Raw genomic sequence first — 16,490 nt, forward strand, 5'->3', positions numbered from 1 at the left:
GGAACGCCGGGGTCGCGGCCCCTTGAGGAGACCCGTCAGTCGCAGCCGAGGGTGGCGGCGGCGCGGATCAGGTCGCGGGCGAGGTCCCGGTCGCCCTCCGACGCGTGCGGGAAGGCGTCCGGGGGCCACCGGCCGGCCACCAGCCGGCAGAAGTCCACCGCGCCGGCCGAGATCAGCCCGGCGTCCCGGCCCGGGGTGCGCGAGAGCGGGACCGTCCAGGTGCCGCCCCCTGGCCCGGTCAGCACGACGGTGACCGAGACGTCGCGGCGCGGCCCCCGCAGCGCCCGGGGCAGCAGCGCCAGGCCGAACTCGGCGGCCAGGCGCACGTGCCCGGCGTGCGGCGGCGCGGGCGGCCGGCCGGTCGCGGCCCTGATGTCGTCGGCGTGCGTCCAGGTCTCGAACGTGCGCTGGACCAGGGCCTGGCGCAGCGGCGCGCGGGCCGGGCGCACCCCCGCCAGCGCCACCTCCACCCCGAGCAGCACCTCCCCGGTCCTGGAGAGCCGCTCCAGCAGCGCCCCGGTCCTGGAGAGCCGCTCCAGCAGCGCCCCGGCCTGCTCCCGCCAGCGCCGGTGCTCCGAGGCCGCGCCCGCGCCGGGCAGGCCCATGAAGGAGGTCACGGTGGCGTCGTTGGCGGCCAGGTGACCCACCAGGGCGCGGACCGTGCCGTGCCGGGCGATCGGCGCGTCCCACTGGGCCGGGCTCAGCTCGGCGAGCAGGTCGTCCATGAGCGCCACCTGCTCGGCGTACGGCACGGTCACGGACGCCACGCCCCCGGCCTCACCCACGCCGTAGAGGTACGGGTCCGTCATGGCTGCCTCCGCAGCCGACGCTAACCCGGCCGCGGTTCCCGCGCCAGACGGCTGCCGGGGAACGGCGCGAGCAGGGTCTCGCGCCAGGGGCCTTCGAGGTAGCCGCGGGCCCGCCTGCCCCAGTCGAGCAGCCGGGAATCGGGCGGGACCTCGTCGTCGAGCCCGAGCGCGGCGTCGCGGGCCCGCTGGGTGGCCAGGTGGTCCTCCAGCGAGACGGCCCACATGGTGACGGCCTCGGTGTCGCAGAACAGCACCTCGTACAGGCCGGTCAGGGTGTGGCCGTGCTCGGCCAGCAGCGGGGCGCGCTCGGCGCGGACGGCCTCCAGGTAGTCCAGCGCGGCCCCGGGGCGGACCCGGGCGCTCTCGAAGAGGTAGAACTCGGCGGCGGGGGCCTCGGCGAGCGGCGGGCAGCCCGGCGCGGCGCCGAGCGGCCTGGAGAAGGCGGAGAAGCGCAGGTCGTCGATGTCGGACAGGAACAGGCGCTCGTCCACGCCCTGGTAGATGTCCATCATCTGGCGCCAGCCGCCGTCCCACCCGCCGTGGCAGTCCCACAGTGTGACGGCCTTGAACTGGGGGTGGCCGGTGATGCCCACGGCGTAGAAGGCGCCGACGAGGTCGATCTCGCGCGACCTGATGGACATGCCGGTGGTCAGGGCGGGCTCGGCGCGGCTCTCGTCCTCGCGTTTGTAGCGGGTCAGCCAGGTCAGGTACTCCAGCGGCCGCCTGGAGTTCATCGGCCGGAAGTCGACCTCTTCGAGCAGGTGGATCGCGCGCCGCACCACGCCTCCTCTACCAAGCATTTGCTTGGCACGAGGATAGCGATCAGGTCAGCGCCTGGGAAGGCCGCGGCCCCCTGCCGGTCAGCCACTCCAGCACCCGGCGGTGCCCGGAGGCGGCGTCCTCGAAGTGGCCCCAGTGCCAGTAGCGCGGCTGGTCGCGCAGGCCGGTCACCCAGGTGCGGTAGGAGATGGCGGCGCCCGCGGGCGCCACGCCGTACGTGCGGACCACGACCTTGCCGCCCGGCGCGAGCAGCACGTCGTCGGCGATCGGGTACAGGTTCATCCGGTCGAGCATGCGCCCATCCTGACCGGCGGAAAGTCCCCGCCGGTTACGCCACCGGCGCACCCCCGTTAAGGGAGCGCGCCGGAGGTGAACAGGCTGTTACACGAGAAGGCCGTCGAACTCGCCGTCCTTCGCGCCGAGCACCAGGGCCCGGATCTCGTCGCGGGTATAGATGAGAGCAGGACCGTCGGGGAAGCGCGAGTTGCGGACCGCGATCCCTCCGTCGGGAAGCTCCGCGAGCTCCACGCAGTTGCCCTGCGAGTTGCTGTAGCGGCTCTTGCGCCAGGCGACCTGGGTGAGGTCGGCCGCGGGCATGCCGTTGTAGGTGTGGTTCATCTACATCTTTCTGAGAAGACCGCCGATGAGCTCGACGGTGCCCCCTGGCGTGGTGCTTTCCACGCACAGTTGCTCCATGGCGGTGAGGTACGGGTCGATGTCCTCACGTTTGTCCAGGTACAGGGCACCCCAGAGCTGCTCGACGTAGACAACGTCCGACAAATCGGACTCGGGAAACCGCAAGATGCTGAACGCGCCCCCCTCGGCGGCGTGCTTGCCGAACCTGAAGGGCATCACCTGGAGGGTGATGTTGGGCAGGGCGGCGACTTCCAGCAGATGCTGGAGCTGCTCGGACATGACCTCTCGCCCGCCGATGGTCCGCTTGAGCGCCGCCTCGTCGATGACGGCCCACAGCTTGGGGCCGTCCTTCTGGGTGAAGCGCTCCTGGCGCTGCATGCGCATGTGCACGCGGCGCTCGATCTTGTCCGGACTCGCGTCGGGATTGCCGAGCTGGAAGACCGATCGCGCGTACGAGGCCGTCTGCAGCAGGCCGGGCACGAACTGCACCTCATAGGTGCGGATCACGCTCGCGGCCTCCTCCAGGCCCACGTACGTCGTGAACCACGAGGGCAGCTCGGCGGAGTACTTGTGCCACCACCCGGGGGTGTTGGCCTCGCGGACCATCTCCAGCAGGGCACGGCGTTCGGCATCGTCGACGACGCCGTACAGGGTGAGCAGGTCTTCCACGTCACGTGTCTTGAACCCGACACGCCCGAGCTCCATACGGCTGATCTTGGACTCGGACGCCCGGATGTGGAACCCGGCCTGGCCGCGGTCGAGCCCAGAGGCCTCGCGCAGGCGCCTGAGGCTCGCACCCAGCATGATGCGCCGAACGGTCGAGCCGGAGCCGGGCGGATCAATGGACACGTGCTGCTCCTTGTGTCGTTTCCTTGAAGACACAGTCTGTCACTTGGCGGCCGAAAGATCATGGGCCGCGGACAAGATCCCCTTTCCCCCATATTGACCACTTGAGGAGAACCGTAGCGGTTGCACGAGTTGTCTGCACGTGCATTCGCTCTTGCACCTGCACGAGAGATTGCCGCAGAATGATCACGTGCAATCCACCACGGCGTCCGGCCAGTGGACCACGTTCGACTGGTGGCCGCCCGTCGGCTGGTGGCCGGAGGCGGCTCGCGATCTCCTGGTGACCGGCCCGTCCGCGAGCGCCACGTACGTGCTCCCGCCCACCGCCTCCTCGGTCCACTCCGCGCGCAGCTTCACCACGGGGACCCTGTCCGGCTGGGGGCTCGGCGAGCTGGCCGAGAACATGGAACTGGTGGTCTCCGAGCTCGCCACCAACGCCCTGCGCCACGGTCTGCGCCTCGACGAGCCCCGCTGCCAGCGCCCGGTCCACATGTCCCTGGTGCGCCGCGGCTCGCTCGTCACCAGCGCGTTCACCGATCCCGGCACCTCGGTGCCCGTGCTGCGATACCCTGGCCCCCTTGACACCGGCGGCCTGGGTCTCCACATCGTCGAATCACTCAGCCTCCGCTGGGGGTGGTCGGCACTCGCGCCCCACGGAAAGATCGTCTGGGCAGTCCTCTCCTGAGAGAGGGGTGCTCTGCACTACCGTGGATGGTCATGGCTCACGGTGAGTCCCACGCGACCCCATGAGAGTGCTGACAGATGGAAGATCACCTGCTCGGCTGGCTGCGCACACTAGACGAAAACCGGCTTGCCCGCATCCTGGCCAACAGGCCCGACGCCATCGCGCCGCCCTGGCCCCGCAGGCTCGACACGCTGGCCCAGCGCCTGGGCAACGGCTTCGCCGTCATGGAGGCCATGCGGGGGCTGCCGCTGCCCGCCCTGCAACTGGCCGAGGCCGGCCTGACCATGAGCCGGCCGACGCCCGAGGGGCTGGCCGCCTTCCTCGGCGTCCCGGGCCAGACGGTGGCCCCCTGGCTCGACCATCTGTACGACCACGCGCTGGCCTGGCCCGACGCCGACGGCGTGATCCATCTGGCCGAGGGCGTGGCGCGCTGGTGGGCGGCGCCGCTCGGCCTGGGCGAGCCGCTGGAGCACTACCTCAACTCCTGGACGATCAGCAACGACGCCCTGCGCGCCCTGGCCCGCGTGCTCGGCCTGCCCGCCCACGGCAACAAGCGGCGCACGATCGCCCGCGTCATCGAGCTGCTGTCCGACCCCGGCCGCCTCGACCGGCTGACGGCCACCGCCCCCGACGGCACGCTCGCGCTGCTCGGCCGCCTCGCCTGGGACGGCCCCGCCCGCGACGTCGACGGCGGCCGGTTCGTCACCCCCGGCACGCCGGAGAAGTGGTGCGCCGACCACGGCCTGCTGTTCCGCCCGAGCTGGCACGTCGCCGAGATCCCCCGCGAGGTGGCGCTGTGCCTGCGCGGCCCCGCCTACCATCCGCCGTTCCAGCCCGAGGCGCCCGAGGTGGCCTCGATCCCGGTCGACCCCGAGGAGGTCGACCACCTGATGACGCTGGCCGCCCCGCACGTGGTCGAGCGCTGCGCGGCCCTGCTCGACAACACCTCCAAGACCCCGCTGCCGCTGCTCAAGACCGGCGGAGTGGGCGTGCGCGAGGTCCGCAGGGTGGCCAAGGAGACCGGCTGCGACGAGGACGAGACCCGCCTGCTGCTGGAGGTCTGCGCGGTGGCCAGGCTGCTGGCCTGGGACGAGCAGTCGGGCGGCATGATCCCCACCGAGCGGTTCGACCGCTGGCGGCTCGACGAGGGCTCGGCCCGGCTGCGGGTGCTGCTGTCGGCGTGGTGGCGGATGGAACGCTCGTCCCTGCGCAAGGTCGACGGCAAGTACGCCACCGTGCTCGGCGACGACCCCTCGGGCAGCGCGGTGGCCAGGGTGCGCAGGGCCGTGCTGGCGGCGCTGGCCCATCTGCCGGCCGGCACCGCCTTCGCCGACCGCGACAGCCTCGTGCGCAACGTCCACTGGCACGCCCCGCTGCTCGACCAGGCGCTGCTGGCCGAGTGCGCGCCGGCCGTGCTGGAGGAGGCCACGCTGCTCGGCCTGCTGGCCAACGGCGCGCTCACCGACCTCGGCCGCGCCCTGGCCGGGCTGACCGCCGACCCCGGCGACGAGAACGACGACGCCGTCCCGCAGGTCGAGCACGATCCGGTGCTGGCCGAGGCGTCCACCAGGGCGCTGGCCAGCGTGCGCAGGAGCGCGCTGTTCGGCCCCGACCTCACCGCGGTGGTGACCGGGCCGCCGTCGGCCGAGCTGGCGGCGCTGCTCGACCGGGTGGCCGAGCGCGAGTCGCGCGGCGCGGCCTCGGTGTGGCGTTTCACCACCGAGAGCGTGCGCGGCGCGCTCGACCACGGCTACGACGCCGACGAGCTGCTCGACGAGCTGGCCACGGTCGGCACGATCCCGCAGCCCCTTGAGTACCTGGTGCGCGACACCGCGCGCCGGCACGGCGAGGTGACGGTCTCCACGGTCGGCTGCGTGGTGCAGGCCGGCGACACCGCGCTGCTCGCCGAGATCGCCGGGCACCGGCGGCTGGCCCGGCTGGGCCTGCGGCTGCTGGCCCCCACGGTGCTGATCAGCGCGGCGCCGGCCGAGCGCACGCTGGCCGCCCTGCGCGAGAACGGCTACTCCCCCGTGCCCGTCTCCGACACCGGGGAGATCACCATCCACCGGGCCAGGGCCGAGGAGCCGCACAACGGCAAGCTGATCCTGCTGCCCGGCGGGCAGGTGGCCGAGCTGTCGGAGTTCACGCCCGGCTCGGAGCCGCACGCGCCGTACGTGATCGCCGAGCCCGCCCCCGACCCGCACGAGCACGCCCGCCGCCTGGTCGCGGCCGGCCGGGACGACTCCGGCAAGCACGGCCGCACCTGGGCGGTCATCGGCCGGATGGCGACCAGGCTGCCGACCGCCCAGCAGTCGCTGCTCGGCTTCGTCGTCGACCGGGGAGTCCGGGCGGGCATCACGCTGGCCGACGGCCTGACGGCCACGATCAGCCACGGCGAGCTGCGCGCCGGGGCGCTCGACGCCTGGTGCGAGGAGGCCGGCGACTACCTGGAGTTCCCGCTCGCCGAGATCGTCGAGGTGCGCGGGGCCTACTGAAGCTTCTTGGCCTTCTTCAGGTTCGACACCAGCTCCTCCAGGAACGTGGCGTAGCCCTGGTAGCTGAAGGGGGCCTCGGCCCGCCACGGGTAGAACTGGCCCGCCCTGACCGCCGGGAGCTTGGCGAAGGTGGGCTTCTTCAGCATCTCCTCGGGCTTGAGCGACTGGGTGCGGGTGTCGTAGAGGATCACGTCGGCGTCGTAGGTGTCGGCGTTCTCCCAGCTCAGGGTCTGGAAGAAGCCGCCTTCGTCCACCTTCGCGGGCTTGACGACGTCCAGGCCGTTCTCGGTGAGATGCACGATGTCGGGGTACTCGGGCGGGTTGACGACCCACATGGCGTCGGCGCCGCCGGACATCAAGAGGATCTTGAGGTCCTTGAAGGCGGCCAGTTCCTTGGTCGCGGCCTCCATGCGGGCCTTGGCCTCGGGCACGCCCTGGAGGTCGGCGCCGAGTGACCTGGCCAGCTCCTCGTACCTGCCGATCACCTGGGTGGCGCTGCGGCCGGTGAGCAGGACGCCGGCGGTGGGGGCGACCTGCTCGATGGTCTCCTTCGACTTCGCCGGCACGTACCAGAGGTCGCCCTTGACGTACATGCTGCTGACCAGCAGGTCGGGCTGGAGGGAGATGTACTTCTCGACGTTGAACTCGTCCCACACGTTGCCCAGGCCCTCGACCTTGGCGATGTCGACGTTGCCGACCTGCGGGTCCCTGGATCCGTCGGCGAGCTTGTGCGGGCCGAAGACGGCGACCGGGCGCACGCCGAAGTCCCACAGCGCGGCGGCGGCGCCCACCTGGGCCACCACCCGGGACGGGCGCTTGGGCAGGTCCAGCTTCTTGCCGCGGTCGTCGGTGAACGTCCAGCCCTGCGCGGCGGGCGCGGCCGAGGCGGTCGCGTCGCCGTCGCCCGCCGCCTGGGTGCCGCCACCGCCGCAGGCCGACAGTGTCAGGGCCGCCGCGAGCCCTGCCGTGGCGGCCAGGAAGCCTCTGCGCGCGAATACCGGTCCCGACATGTCCAGCTCCTAAGGTTAGGCTTGCCTTCTTACAGAGACATTAGATTAGCCTTGCCTAAGTTTGACCGCTACGAGAGGGGGTCGGGTGCGCCCGGCTGAGGACACGGCTGAGGACAGGGCTGAGGACGCGGCTGAGCCCGCCGGCGGGCGACCGCCGGCCACCGCGGAGGGGCCACGGCCGCGCCGGTCCGCGTCCGTGCTGGTGAGTGGGCTGGTCGTGACCGCGGGGGTGCTGGCGCTGGTGGCGATGGCGAGCGTGGCGCTCGGGGCGCGGTCGGTGCCGTTCTCGACGGTGATCGACGCGCTGCTCGCCCCCGACGGCTCCAGCGACCACGTCGTCATCCGCGAGCTGCGCATCCCTCGCACGCTGCTCGGCATCGGCGTCGGCGCGACGCTGGGCCTGGCGGGGGCGCTCATCCAGAGCCTGACCCGCAACCCGCTGGCCGACCCGGGGCTGCTCGGCATCAACGAGGGCGCCGCGCTCGGCGTCACGCTCGCGCTCGGCCTGTTCGGCCTCTCCGACCCCGCCGTGTACGTCTGGTTCGCCTTCGGCGGCGCCGCGGTGGCCTCCGTCGTCGTCTACGCGCTGGCCGCGGCCGGCCGCTCCGGCGCCGGACCGGTACGCCTGGCGCTGGCCGGGGTCGCGCTCGGCATGGTGTTCACGGCCGTCGCCTCGGCGATCCTGCGCATGGACGCGCAGACCTTCGACCGGATGCGGTTCTGGCTGACCGGCTCGCTGGCCGGGCAGAACGCGGACACGCTGGTGCGGCTGGCCCCCTTCATGGTGGCGGGGCTGGCGCTCGGGCTGACGCTGGCCAGGCCGCTCAACATGCTCTCGCTCGGCGACGACGCCGGGCGCTCGCTGGGCGTCGCGGTCGGCAGGACGCGCGTCCTCACCGGCGTGGCCGTCACGCTGCTGTGCGGGGCCGCGACCGCCGCCGCCGGGCCGCTGTGGTTCGTCGGGCTGGTCGTGCCGCACGCCGTGCGCGCGCTGGTGGGCGGCGACCAGCGGTGGGTGCTGCCGTACTCGGCGCTGGCCGCGCCGGTGCTGCTGCTGGGCGCCGACGTCGTCGGGCGGCTGATCGCGCGTCCGGGAGAGGTGCAGGTGGGCATCGTGTGGGCGGTGATCGGCGCGCCGATCTTCATCCTGCTGGCCCGGCGCAGGCGGGTGGCGGCGCTGTGACCGTACGTCTCGGCCCCTGGTCCGTACGGCTCGCGCCCCGGTCCCTGCTCGTCTGCGCCGCCCTCGTGGCGGTCGGCTGCGGGGTGGGCGTGGCGGCGATCGCCACCGGCGAGTTCACCGTCTCCGTGCCCGACATCCTGGACGCCCTGTTCGGCCAGGGCACGCCGGTCGCCGAGCTGATCGTGAGCAGGTTGCGGGCCCCGCGCGTGGTCACCGGGCTGCTGGTGGGGGCGGCGTTCGGAGCGGGCGGCGCGATCTTCCAGAGCCTGACCAAGAACCCGCTGGGCAGCCCCGACTTCATCGGCTTCACCGCCGGCGCCTCGACGGGCGGCATCCTCGCCGTCGTCGCGGGCGGCTCGGCCATGACGATCGCGGGCGGCGCGCTGGCCGGTTGCGTGGTCACCGCCGTCCTGGTCTACGCGCTGGCCTTCCGGCGCGGCGTGCAGGGCTACCGGCTGGTGCTGGTCGGCATCGGCGCCAACACGCTGCTGCTGGCAGTCAACAACTACCTGCTGACCAGGGCCAACATCAACGACGCGGCCACCGCGGGCGCGTGGCTGACCGGCAGCCTCGGCGGGCGCGGGTGGGAGCACGCGATCCCGGTCGCGGTGGCGCTGGCCGTCCTGCTGCCCGTGTGCGCGCTGGTGGCGCGGCCGATGCGGATGATCGAGATGGGCGACGACGCGGCCCGGGCCATGGGCGTCAAGGTCGAGGCCGTACGGGCGGCGGCCATCACCGCCGGGGTGCTGCTGACCGGCGTGGCCACCGCGGCGGCCGGGCCCGTCGTCTTCGTCGCGCTGGCCGCGCCGCAGATCGCCCGCCGGCTGACCCGCTCCCCCGGCGTCACGATGGGCGCCTCGGCGCTCATGGGCGCGGTGCTGCTGACCGCCTCCGACCTGGTCGCCCAGCGGCTGCTCGCGCCGACCCAGCTTCCCGTCGGGGTGGTCACCGCCGCCGTCGGCGGCACGTACCTCGCCCTGCTCCTGCGAAAGGACCGTCACTGATGGTTGACCACCGCCTGTCGGGCACCGGCCTCACCCTCGCCTACGACCAACGCGTCGTGGCCACCGAGCTCAGCGTGGCGATCCCGGACGAGTCCTTCACCGTGATCATCGGCCCGAACGCGTGCGGCAAGTCCACGCTGCTGCGCGCGCTGGCCAGGATGCTCAAGCCCAGGAAGGGCGCCGTGCACCTGGACGGCAGCGTGATCACCGCGCTGCCGTCGAAGGAGGTGGCGCGGCGGCTGGGCCTGCTGCCGCAGAGCTCGATCGTGCCCGACGGGATCAGCGTGGCCGACCTGGTGGCCCGCGGCCGCTACCCGCACCAGCGGCTCATGCGCCAGTGGTCGAGGGCCGACGAGGCGGCCGTGGCCGAGGCCATGCGCGCGACCGACGTCGCCGGGCTGGCCGACCGGATCGTGGACGAGCTGTCCGGCGGGCAGCGGCAGCGGGTGTGGCTGGCCATGGCGCTGGCCCAGGAGACGCCGATCCTGCTGCTGGACGAGCCCACCACGTTCCTGGACATCTCCCATCAGATCGAGGTGCTCGACCTCTGCGCCGACCTGCACGAGGCCGGCCGGACCATGGTCGCCGTGCTGCACGACCTCAACCAGGCGTGCCGGTACGCCACCCACCTGATCGTCATGCGGGCCGGCCAGGTCGTGGCCGAGGGCGTGCCGGCCGAGATCGTCACGCCCGAGCTGGTCCACCGGGTGTTCGAGCTGCGGTGCGAGATCATCCAGGACCCGCAGTCGGGCACGCCGATGATCGTGCCCGAGGCGCGGCGGCGGGTGGCCGCCCCCGCCTGAGCCGAAGCATTTGAGCCGGACCGCCTGAGCCGGACCGCCTGAGCCGGACCGGCTGAGCTAGACCGGCTGAGCTAGACCGGCTGGGCGAGGGCGGCGGCCAGGGCCGTGATGCCCGCGGTCGCGCGCTCGCGGCCGTACTCCTCGCGCAACACCCCGGCCGCCTCCGCGCCCATCGCGGCCAGCAGGGTGTGGGCGAGCACGTCGGCGTCGCCGCCGGGCCGGGCCTCGGCCAGCAGGATCGCGACGTGGCGGTGCCAGAAGCGGTAGGCGCCGATGCGGTAGCGGGCCCCCGGGCTGGCCGTCTCGGACATCCGCACCAGGTCCAGGTGGGCGTAGAGGTAGTCGAGGTAGGCGGCCGTGAAAGCGGTCAGGCGCTCGGCGGCCGGAGCGCCGGGGCCGACGGGCGGCGGCCCCGACAGCACGCGCTGCTGCAGGTCGCGTTCGCGGGCGTCCAGCAGCGCCACCGCCAGCCCCGACTTGTCGCCGAACCGGCGGAACAGCGTGCCCTTGCCGACGCCCGCCTCGGCGGCGACCGCGTCCATCGACACCGCCTCCACGCCCTTCTCGGCGAACAGCCGCGCGGCGGCCGCGAGCACCTTCTCCCTGTTGCGGGCCGCGTCCGCGCGTTCCCTGACCGGTTTGCCGGTCAGCAGCTCCAGCGGCTCGCTTGACGAACCGGACTGCGGTCCGTTAGGTTCCTGGCCATTCACACATCCGGACTCTAGTCCATTTCGCTCGGAGGCCACAATGACCATCACCCGCGAGGAGCTGCACGCCCGTCTGGGCAGCGTGACCGTGCTCGACACGCTCGGCGGCTCCTACTACGCTCAGCAGCACCTGCCCGGGGCCGTCGCCCTGGTGGAGAGCGAGGTCGCCGAGCGCGCCGCCGAGCTGCTGCCCGACAAGGACGCCACCATCGTCACCTACTGCTCCAACCCGGCCTGCGGCAACAGCAAGGCCGTGGCCAACCGGCTGACCGCGCTCGGCTACACCGACGTGCGCCGGTACGTCGAGGGCATCGAGGACTGGGTCGGGGCCGGCCTGCCGGTCGAGTCGTCCCTGTGACCGTCGTACCGGGAGCTGCTCACAGGACGCCGCAGCGGCGCACCGCGAGCAGCGCCAGCGCGCGGGTGACCTCGCGCAGCTCGGCCAGCTCGACCTGCTCCCTGGGCGCGTGCGCGAACCGGACGTCCCCCGGGCCGTAGTGCAGGGTCGGGACGCCGCCCGCCGCGTACAGGCGCAGGTCGCTCCCGTACGGCGCGGCCGCCTCGGCCGGACGGCGGCCCGCGACGTCGGCGACGGCCTGGTTGACCGCGCCGAGCAGCTCGTGCCCGGCGGGCAGCCGGCCGCTGGCGAACTGGCCGCCCGGCCAGGTCACCGCGGGCGGGTTGTCCCGCAGCCACGGATGGCCGGTCGAGGCGACGGCCTCCTCGAAGGCCGCCCGCGCCGCGGCCGGATCCTCGTCCAGGCGCACGCCGAGGCGTCCCTCGGCGACCAGCAGGTCCGGCACGGTGCTCGCCCAGTCGCCGGCCCGCACGGTGCCGACCTCGATGGGGTACGGCATGGGGTTGGCGCCGAAGAGCTCCGGCACGTCCCGGTTGCGGTCGGCCTCCAGACGCCTGATCGCCTCGAACACCGGCCAGAAGACCTCGATCGCGTTGACGCCCTCGTACCGCGTGGCGCCGTGCGCGGCGCGGCCGGCGACCTCCAGCCGGAAGGTCTGCGCGCCGGCGTTGGCGGTGATGACCGCGCCGCTGGTGGGCTCGGTGATGACCGCGGCCTCCGCCGTGTGGCCCCTGGCCAGGGTGGCGAACGCGCCGAGACCGCCGTCCTCCTCGCTGATCACGCAGTGCACCGCGAGGGGCCTGGCCAGGCGCACCCCCGCCCGCTTCAGCGCCCGGACGACGGCCAGGTTGGCCACCAGGCCGGCCTTCATGTCGCAGGCGCCCCTGCCGTGCAGCACGTCGCCGGTGATCCGGGCGGCGAACGGGTCGCTGCCCTCCCACTTGGCCAGGTCGCCGGTCGGGACGACGTCCACGTGGCCCTGGAGGGCCAGCGCCGGCACGCCCTCGCCCTCGGTCACGGCGACGACGCCGTAGCCCTCCTGTCTGGGGGCCTCGGTGCCGGGGAAACCGGCGCGCGCGGTGAGGTCGGCGAGGTCGAGTTTCCAGACGTCCACGTCCAGGCCGGCCTCGGTGAGCAGGCGGGCGAAGCGGTGTTGGAGGTCGGACTCGGCGTCGGTGCCCGTGACGCTCGGGACGCGCACCGTCTCGGCCAGCAGGCCGACGGTCTCCGCCTCGTCGATGGCGTTCAGGACCCGGGCTTCCACGTCGCGCATGCAGCACACTTTCTCACGCCGTGAACGCCTTTCACGACATATGGCGATACAGAACGTGCGTAGCTGGATGAGCTGGATCGCGGTGACGCCGTTCGCCGTCTGGGCGGCGGTGCGCCTGAGCGGGTTCGAGCCGGACTGGCCGTGGGTGCCGGTGGTCGCGTTCACGCCGCACGCGGCGGTGGGGGCGGCCCTGGGCCTGGTGCTCGCCGGGCTGCTGCGGCGGTGGGCGGCGGGGGCGGTCGCGCTGGTCACGGTGCTGGCGCTGGGCGTCGCGGTGCTGCCCCGCGCGCTGCCCGACCCCGCGCCGGCCGCCCACGGCGCGCCGCTGCGCGTGCTGGCCGCCAACCTGCTGGTCGGCACGGCCGACGCGGCCGAGCTGACCGCTCAGGTCAGGTCGCTGCGGCCGGACGTGCTGACGTTGCAGGAGTTCACGCCCCTCGCCGAGCGGCGGCTGGCGGCGGCCGGGCTGCGCGAGCTGCTGCCGTACGCGGTGACGTGGCCCGCCAAGGGCGTGGGCGGCTCGGCCGTGTACGCCCGCCATCCCCTCACCGCCGGCGAGCTGATCGAGGCGGGCGGGTTCGGCCAGGCCACGGCCGTGCTGACGCACCCCGGCGGGGCCCGGGTGGAGATCGTCTCGGTGCATCCGTGCGCCCCCAAGCGGACGGGGAGGCAGCCGTGCTGGCTGGCTGGGCTGGAGCGCCTGCCGCGCGGCGGTGGACGGCTGCGCGTGCTGGCCGGCGACTTCAACGCCACCCTCGACCACCTCCCGCTCCGCGAGCTGCTGGCCGCCGGCTACCGCGACGCGGCCGACGCCATGGGCCGCGGTCTGTCCACGACGTGGGGCGGATGGGGGCCGCTGCCCGGCGTGACGATCGACCACGTGCTGGCCGGCGACCGCATGGCGGTGCGGGACTTCCGGGTGCTCGCGCCGGTCGGCAGCGACCACCGTCCGGTGTACGCCGAGCTCCTGCTGCCGTGACCCCATCCCGGGGAAGGCGGGACCTGGGACGACCGCGGGATCCCGGAGCTGCGGCGGCTCGTAAACTGTGACCCGTGGAAGCGCCCAAGTTCGAGATTCAGATGCTGCACGACCGGGTGATGATCCGGCTGGAGCAGGAGGCCGAGGAGCGGCGCAGCGGCTCCGGGATCGTCATCCCCGCGACGGTCAAGATGGCCAACCGGCTGTCGTGGGGCGAGGTCTGCGGCGTCGGCACGAACGTGCGCGCGGTCAAGGTGGGCGACAAGGTGCTGTTCAACCCGGAAGACCAGTTCGAGGTCGAGGTGCACGCGCGGGTCTACCTCGTGATGCGCGAGCGCGACCTGCACGCGGTGGCCACCCAGGAGACCGACCACGGCACGGGCCTGTACCTATGACACCCGGGTCCTGGCGAAGTTGACCCACAGCTCGGCGGCCCAGGTGGCGGCGGGCACGTCCGCGAGCACCCGCGTCGTCCGGCCGGTCAGGTCGAGCACCGACAGGCGGCGGCCCTTCCCGGCCGTCGTGACGGCGATCAGGTGGGTGTCGTCCCACCAGCCGAACAGGGCCGCCGGCTCGACGGCCACGCGCTGGGCGATCGTGCCGGTGGCCAGGTCGACCAGGCACACCTGCTCCTTGAACCGCGAGGGGCACCACGTCGTCAGGCGTTTGCCCGAGGGCGCGTAGGAGTCCTCGGGGCCGGTCGGCAGGCCCACGTCCGCGTACGTGCGCAGCACCGCGCCGTCCGTGGGACGGTAGACGCGCAGGCCGGTGCCGTACATGCTGACGAGGTTGCCGTCGGGGCTCCACCAGAACCCGGCCTTCCGGGCCAGGCCCGCGACGCGGACCGTGCTCGCGGTGCCCGCGCGCACGTCCACCACCGTGAAGCCGAGCACCCGCCACGTCCCGCCGCTCTTCTGCTCGACGGTGAGCGCGAGCTTCCTGCCGTCCCTGGACCAGGAGGCGTAGGCCGCCGTCATGGGCTTCTTGACGGTACGGATCCGCGCGGTCTTGCCGGTGGCCCGGTCGGTGACGACCACGGAGTCGTAGCCCGCCCGGTAGACGGACGGCACCCCGGCCGTCAGGCGGCCGTCGGGCGAGACGGCCACCTCCGACAGGCCCTTCTGCCGGGTGAAGGAGTCGCCGGTGGCGGCGCGCAGGTACGTGCGGCCGGTGCCGAGGCCGTACGCGCTCAGCCGTACCGGGTCACCCGATTTCTCGTGATATTTCATGCCGCCGGTTTCCGGCAACGTCAGGTCGGCCCGAGCGGCGGCCGAGGCGAGGAACGTCAGCGACAGCGCGACGGCGAGGTGAGCGAGCACGCCCGCAGAATAGGCAGAGAAAGGCGGCGATTCCGGGAACGATAACGACCCGGTCTGAAAGGCCCCCGCGGAACTAGACGAAACGCTGGGCGATCTCCAGCAGGTCGATGCCGAGCGTCAGCATGCCGAAATAGACGATCACCGCGGCGGCGGCCACGGTCACCAGCAGCACGAGGATGCGCACCGTCCAGCCCTGCCGCTTGTACCACTGCGTCCAGGCGTGCAGCGTCTGCTTGCCGAACTCCAGCACCCGGTGGGCCCAGTGGAACTCGGTGGCCAGCACCGCCAGCCCGGCGAACACCACGAGCCAGCCGGGCCCGGGGAACGGCACCATGATCAGGCCGCCGACCACCATCACCGCGCCGATGACGCCGACCACGATCTTCAGCGTGAGCGCGCCCGCGCGGGTGGACCGTATGCCGTCGAGCCGGCCCTTCAGACCGCCGCGGCGGGCGGGCATGGCGGAGCGTTCGGCGGCCTCGTCCTTCATCACGTCGGCGTCGCCCGTCTCGGAGTTCTGGATCGGCACGTCTCCCCCGTGTCGTCGGCTGCTTCTCAGGATACGGCCCACATTGGCAGGAACACTTGCAGACCACTAGCAGGCCGCCAAACAGGACGAAGAGTAAAATTTCCCGCCAGAAGGAAGGGTATTCCGGCAACTATCGGTTAATGTCGGCTATGCCCGAGGTCATCCTTCGCACCGTCACCGGCCCGATCCGCGCGGCAGCGGTGAACGGCGCCGTACTCCCCCACGAGCACCTGCGCAACGACATGCGCTGGGCGGTCGGCATCGACTCCGACCCCCACCGCTGGCTCGACGAGGAGACCACTGTCACCGCGGAGCTCCGCGAGCTGCGCCAGTCCGACGAGCTCAACCTGGTGGTCGAGCTCACCTGTCTCGGCATGGGCCGCGACGCCGCCGCCCTGGCCCGCATCGCGGCCGGCAGCCGGGTGCCGGTGATCGCCTCGACCGGCTTCTTCGCCCAGCCGTTCACCGACGTCGGCGACGAGGACGTCGAGCAGCTCACCCGGCGCCTGATGACCGAGATCTCCAGCGGCGTGGACGGCACGGGTGTCTTCCCCGGCGTGATCGGCGAGGTCGGCAGCTGGGGCGCCGAGCCCACCGCCCGCGAGGAGCGCTGCCTGCGCGCCGCCGCCCGCGCCTCCCGGCAGTCGCGCCTGCCCGTCGCCACCCACGGCCAGAACGCCCCGGCGCTGCTGGAGATCCTGCTCGGCGAGAACCTGCCCGGCTCCCGCGTGGCCGCCGGCTACTCCGGCGACCTGGGCGGCGCCCGCAAGATCGCCGAGGCGGGCGCGTACGTCAGCCTCAGCGTCCTGGCGCTCGGCCCCGACCAGGCGGCCAGGATCGCGCTCGGCCTCATCGAGGACGGCCACGCCGACCGCCTGCTCCTCAGCACCGGCCTGAGCCGCGTGGCCCAGGTCCAGCGGTACGGCGGCTGCGGGTACGCCCACCTGTTCCACAGCCTGCTCCCCCGCCTGCGCGAGGCCGGCACCGGCGAGGACGTCATCCGCCTGATCACCCACGACAACCCCCTGCGCTGGCTCACCGACGGCATGCGCTGACCCGGGGCCCCGCCCCGAC

The 16,490-nt window shown here is 73.1% G+C and carries 19 protein-coding genes; 9 read left to right on the forward strand and 10 right to left on the reverse strand.

Features of this window, described 5'->3' with window-relative positions:
- Positions 1–35 precede the first annotated feature (35 nt).
- The 5 genes from AB0C33_RS49780 to AB0C33_RS49800 form a co-directional block, all read right to left on the reverse strand.
- Positions 36–809: a maleylpyruvate isomerase family mycothiol-dependent enzyme gene (locus AB0C33_RS49780; protein ID WP_358302426.1), complete on the reverse strand. Its 774-nt coding sequence runs from the start codon at positions 807–809 to the stop codon at positions 36–38.
- Positions 810–829: 20 nt separating this feature from the next.
- Positions 830–1,588: a hypothetical protein gene (locus tag AB0C33_RS49785; protein WP_358302429.1), complete on the reverse strand. Its 759-nt coding sequence runs from the start codon at positions 1,586–1,588 to the stop codon at positions 830–832.
- Between the two features lie 43 nt (positions 1,589–1,631).
- Positions 1,632–1,883: a hypothetical protein gene (locus AB0C33_RS49790; protein ID WP_358302432.1), complete on the reverse strand. Its 252-nt coding sequence runs from the start codon at positions 1,881–1,883 to the stop codon at positions 1,632–1,634.
- An 87-nt stretch (positions 1,884–1,970) separates the two neighbouring features.
- Positions 1,971–2,207, reverse strand: a complete 237-nt coding sequence (locus tag AB0C33_RS49795) for a DUF397 domain-containing protein (protein ID WP_352323675.1) — start codon at positions 2,205–2,207, stop codon at positions 1,971–1,973.
- On the reverse strand, positions 2,208–3,029 hold the full coding sequence (locus AB0C33_RS49800; protein ID WP_352323686.1) for a helix-turn-helix transcriptional regulator: 822 nt from the start codon (positions 3,027–3,029) through the stop codon (positions 2,208–2,210).
- A gap of 232 nt (positions 3,030–3,261) precedes the next feature.
- Between AB0C33_RS49800 and AB0C33_RS49805 the strand changes: the two genes are divergently transcribed.
- Together AB0C33_RS49805 and AB0C33_RS49810 are read left to right on the forward strand one after the other, a co-directional pair.
- Complete coding sequence (locus tag AB0C33_RS49805; RefSeq protein WP_358302435.1) at positions 3,262–3,756, forward strand: ATP-binding protein; 495 nt, start codon at positions 3,262–3,264, stop codon at positions 3,754–3,756.
- Between the two features lie 77 nt (positions 3,757–3,833).
- Positions 3,834–6,251, forward strand: coding sequence for a helicase-associated domain-containing protein (locus AB0C33_RS49810; protein ID WP_358302439.1), 2,418 nt, complete (start codon positions 3,834–3,836; stop codon positions 6,249–6,251).
- Here the strand turns inward: AB0C33_RS49810 and AB0C33_RS49815 are convergent.
- Positions 6,245–7,261, reverse strand: coding sequence for an ABC transporter substrate-binding protein (locus AB0C33_RS49815; RefSeq protein WP_358302442.1), 1,017 nt, complete (start codon positions 7,259–7,261; stop codon positions 6,245–6,247). The two genes, AB0C33_RS49810 and AB0C33_RS49815, sit on opposite strands and share 7 nt — an antisense overlap.
- A gap of 202 nt (positions 7,262–7,463) precedes the next feature.
- Here AB0C33_RS49815 and AB0C33_RS49820 point away from each other — a divergent pair, with 202 nt between their 5' ends.
- The 3 genes from AB0C33_RS49820 to AB0C33_RS49830 are packed head-to-tail and all read left to right on the forward strand — an operon-like array spanning position 7,464 to position 10,251.
- Positions 7,464–8,444, forward strand: a complete 981-nt coding sequence (locus AB0C33_RS49820; protein ID WP_358302445.1) for an iron chelate uptake ABC transporter family permease subunit — start codon at positions 7,464–7,466, stop codon at positions 8,442–8,444.
- Positions 8,441–9,448 (forward strand): iron chelate uptake ABC transporter family permease subunit, encoded by a 1,008-nt coding sequence (locus AB0C33_RS49825; RefSeq protein ID WP_358302448.1) that lies wholly within the window; start codon positions 8,441–8,443, stop codon positions 9,446–9,448. The genes AB0C33_RS49820 and AB0C33_RS49825 overlap by 4 nt, the downstream gene beginning before the upstream one ends.
- Positions 9,448–10,251: an ABC transporter ATP-binding protein gene (locus tag AB0C33_RS49830; RefSeq protein WP_358302451.1), complete on the forward strand. Its 804-nt coding sequence runs from the start codon at positions 9,448–9,450 to the stop codon at positions 10,249–10,251. The genes AB0C33_RS49825 and AB0C33_RS49830 overlap by 1 nt, the downstream gene beginning before the upstream one ends.
- Before the next feature lie 71 nt (positions 10,252–10,322).
- On the opposite strand, the gene AB0C33_RS49835 is transcribed toward AB0C33_RS49830, so the two are convergent.
- Positions 10,323–10,961 carry a helix-turn-helix domain-containing protein gene (locus AB0C33_RS49835; protein ID WP_358302454.1) on the reverse strand — a complete coding sequence of 213 codons (639 nt, stop codon included), beginning with the start codon at positions 10,959–10,961 and terminating at the stop codon, positions 10,323–10,325.
- Positions 10,962–10,998: 37 nt separating this feature from the next.
- Between AB0C33_RS49835 and AB0C33_RS49840 the strand changes: the two genes are divergently transcribed.
- A complete protein-coding gene (locus AB0C33_RS49840; RefSeq protein ID WP_352323684.1) occupies positions 10,999–11,316 on the forward strand; it encodes a rhodanese-like domain-containing protein in 318 nt (105 codons plus the stop codon).
- A 19-nt stretch (positions 11,317–11,335) separates the two neighbouring features.
- On the opposite strand, the gene AB0C33_RS49845 is transcribed toward AB0C33_RS49840, so the two are convergent.
- Positions 11,336–12,589, reverse strand: coding sequence for an ArgE/DapE family deacylase (locus tag AB0C33_RS49845; RefSeq protein ID WP_358302458.1), 1,254 nt, complete (start codon positions 12,587–12,589; stop codon positions 11,336–11,338).
- Positions 12,590–12,656: 67 nt separating this feature from the next.
- Between AB0C33_RS49845 and AB0C33_RS49850 the strand changes: the two genes are divergently transcribed.
- Positions 12,657–13,568: an endonuclease/exonuclease/phosphatase family protein gene (locus AB0C33_RS49850; RefSeq protein WP_358302461.1), complete on the forward strand. Its 912-nt coding sequence runs from the start codon at positions 12,657–12,659 to the stop codon at positions 13,566–13,568.
- Between the two features lie 74 nt (positions 13,569–13,642).
- Positions 13,643–13,963, forward strand: a complete 321-nt coding sequence (locus tag AB0C33_RS49855) for a co-chaperone GroES (protein WP_357700902.1) — start codon at positions 13,643–13,645, stop codon at positions 13,961–13,963.
- Here the strand turns inward: AB0C33_RS49855 and AB0C33_RS49860 are convergent.
- Together AB0C33_RS49860 and AB0C33_RS49865 are read right to left on the reverse strand one after the other, a co-directional pair.
- Positions 13,958–14,887, reverse strand: coding sequence for a hypothetical protein (locus AB0C33_RS49860; RefSeq protein WP_358302464.1), 930 nt, complete (start codon positions 14,885–14,887; stop codon positions 13,958–13,960). The two genes, AB0C33_RS49855 and AB0C33_RS49860, sit on opposite strands and share 6 nt — an antisense overlap.
- A 73-nt stretch (positions 14,888–14,960) precedes the next feature.
- Entirely contained in the window at positions 14,961–15,416 is a 456-nt protein-coding gene (locus AB0C33_RS49865) for a TIGR02611 family protein (RefSeq protein ID WP_358302467.1), read from the reverse strand.
- 149 nt (positions 15,417–15,565) lie between these two features.
- On the opposite strand from AB0C33_RS49865, the gene AB0C33_RS49870 reads away from it, so the two are divergent.
- A complete protein-coding gene (locus AB0C33_RS49870) occupies positions 15,566–16,471 on the forward strand; it encodes an aryldialkylphosphatase (RefSeq protein WP_358302470.1) in 906 nt (301 codons plus the stop codon).
- Positions 16,472–16,490: the final 19 nt, after the last annotated feature.

The organism is Nonomuraea sp. NPDC048881, from assembly GCF_040649795.1.
GTDB lineage: Bacteria > Actinomycetota > Actinomycetes > Streptosporangiales > Streptosporangiaceae > Nonomuraea.

Coding starts and splice junctions, on each gene's coding strand:
- AB0C33_RS49780 (WP_358302426.1), bottom strand. CDS start 809: ATGACGGACCCGTACCTCTACGGCGTGGGTGAGGCCGGGGGCGTGGCG.
- AB0C33_RS49790 (WP_358302432.1), bottom strand. CDS start 1,883: ATGCTCGACCGGATGAACCTGTACCCGATCGCCGACGACGTGCTGCTC.
- AB0C33_RS49795 (WP_352323675.1), bottom strand. CDS start 2,207: ATGAACCACACCTACAACGGCATGCCCGCGGCCGACCTCACCCAGGTC.
- AB0C33_RS49800 (WP_352323686.1), bottom strand. CDS start 3,029: ATGCTGGGTGCGAGCCTCAGGCGCCTGCGCGAGGCCTCTGGGCTCGAC.
- AB0C33_RS49810 (WP_358302439.1), top strand. CDS start 3,834: ATGGAAGATCACCTGCTCGGCTGGCTGCGCACACTAGACGAAAACCGG.
- AB0C33_RS49815 (WP_358302442.1), bottom strand. CDS start 7,261: ATGTCGGGACCGGTATTCGCGCGCAGAGGCTTCCTGGCCGCCACGGCA.
- AB0C33_RS49830 (WP_358302451.1), top strand. CDS start 9,448: ATGGTTGACCACCGCCTGTCGGGCACCGGCCTCACCCTCGCCTACGAC.
- AB0C33_RS49840 (WP_352323684.1), top strand. CDS start 10,999: ATGACCATCACCCGCGAGGAGCTGCACGCCCGTCTGGGCAGCGTGACC.
- AB0C33_RS49845 (WP_358302458.1), bottom strand. CDS start 12,589: ATGCGCGACGTGGAAGCCCGGGTCCTGAACGCCATCGACGAGGCGGAG.
- AB0C33_RS49850 (WP_358302461.1), top strand. CDS start 12,657: ATGAGCTGGATCGCGGTGACGCCGTTCGCCGTCTGGGCGGCGGTGCGC.
- AB0C33_RS49870 (WP_358302470.1), top strand. CDS start 15,566: ATGCCCGAGGTCATCCTTCGCACCGTCACCGGCCCGATCCGCGCGGCA.